The following is a 1,724-nucleotide window of genomic DNA, read 5'->3' on the forward strand; positions in this document are numbered from 1 at the left end:
ACCCTCTTCCGTACGGAGGGCGTAACCGCGATCGATCGAGACGTTCGAGACGGGACTCACACCCGTGAGTTGAATCGTCAGCGGCTCGACCACTTTGGGAAAGACGAGCGTTACCGTTCCGTCTTCGTTATGGGTGATGCGGATACCACCTTGTTGTTCATCGCGTATCTTCGAGTCCGTCTTCACCTGTATGTATTTCAGGCTATAGCCTTCGGCCGGGGTGAGCCTCATCGTAAAGTCTTTCTGGCTTTCGATATAATGAATACCCGCGCCGGGAACCGTCGTTACGTTCGGATACGTACCGATCACAATCTCATGTACAACGTTGGGGTATATGGTATTCGGATGGTATTCGTATGCTCCCATATCTACGATATCGTCATAAATCCTGGCCAGACTGCCCAGATCGAGACCGAGAGCTTCGGTATACCCTGCCTTGGCCGGATGGAGCAGCACGGTCGAGGTTCGGTTGCGGAATCCCGACAGCACGAACGGGTTATAGCCGCTGTTCACCGAAGGACTGGTGCTCGAGAGGCGGTAGTTGCCGTCGCTGCGAGGCGTCAGATCGTCGTCGTATCCTTTGCGACGGAATACGGGGTTGCGATCGATGTTTCGTCCGCCATCTTTTCCGAGCGTTGCACTCCATCCGCCTACATTACAATGGCTCCATACGGGCGTTCCGCCTTCGTTCATCACGTCGGACCCGAGTGCCCCACCCGTAAGGTTCCCCCAGAGGATGCTGTTGCGCAGATGGGGATCACCGCCGTTGTTATAGAGGCCTCCTGCCGTCGGGGCTATATTTCCGCTCACGGTGTTATTGACCGAGAGGAACGCACTTCCGCTATTATAGATACCGCCACCCGCTGTGGTGGCCCGGTTGTGACTGATTTCGGTGTTGTAGATCAGCGCGTCGCCCGTACGTCCCATGCAGCCGCCGTTATATCCGCCGCTGATATGGATGCCACCTCCCAAGTTCGTCGCCGTATTGGATGTAATGATCGAGTTGGCTACGGTCCCCGAAGCCCCGTTCTTGAAGAGAATACCCGCTCCTTCCGAGGCCTCTCCGCCACGGATGATGAATCCGTCGACACGGGCATCGCGACTGACTCCGCAGCTGCCGTTCGTATAATTCGTCGATCCGTCGAAGACGACGACGTTGCTTCCGTTACCGTTCATGATCGTCTTATGCAAGGTGTAGTTCCGTTCGTTCAAATCCGTTTCCCATGCACCGAAGCCGCCGTAGATTTCGACACTGTCGTAATCGATCACATACGACTGGCCTTGCGGAGGCATGTAGTTCCCTTCGGCCACCCAGATACAGTCGCCCTGAGAAGCCAGGCCAAGCGCCTCATCGATCGTCGGGAAAGCATTCGGCCAGTTCGTTCCGTCACGGCGTCCGCCACGTACGTTCCGGTCGACAAAGTATCCGAGGTGCTTTTCGTGAAGCATCAAATCCATCACGAGGGTCGTGTCGCACGTCACTTCGTAAGCCCCCGTACCGGCTGTGGCCGAGAGATGAAGCGTGACCTTTTTCTGTCCGGTCGAGTTCCAAACTACCTTCGGACTGGCCGCTACCGATGTAGACGGGGTTCCGCCCTCGAAAGTCCACTTGATGCGTAGGGTAGGCATGTTGAGCATCGACTGATTCATCTTGATGCTGAACTGTTGCGGAACCCCGATCTTGGCCGGTTTGTTCGGTTGGCGCTTGATGGAGGCATTCCATT

1 protein-coding gene is annotated in these 1,724 nt (G+C 56.0%); it reads right to left on the reverse strand.

The genetic code is table 11. The annotated features are described in order from the left end of the window. A partial coding sequence (locus Tanf_RS00980) for a right-handed parallel beta-helix repeat-containing protein (RefSeq protein ID WP_046824579.1) occupies nucleotides 1-1,724 on the reverse strand: 1,724 nt, incomplete at both ends.

Source organism: Tannerella forsythia, from assembly GCF_001006485.1.
GTDB lineage: Bacteria > Bacteroidota > Bacteroidia > Bacteroidales > Tannerellaceae > Tannerella > Tannerella forsythia.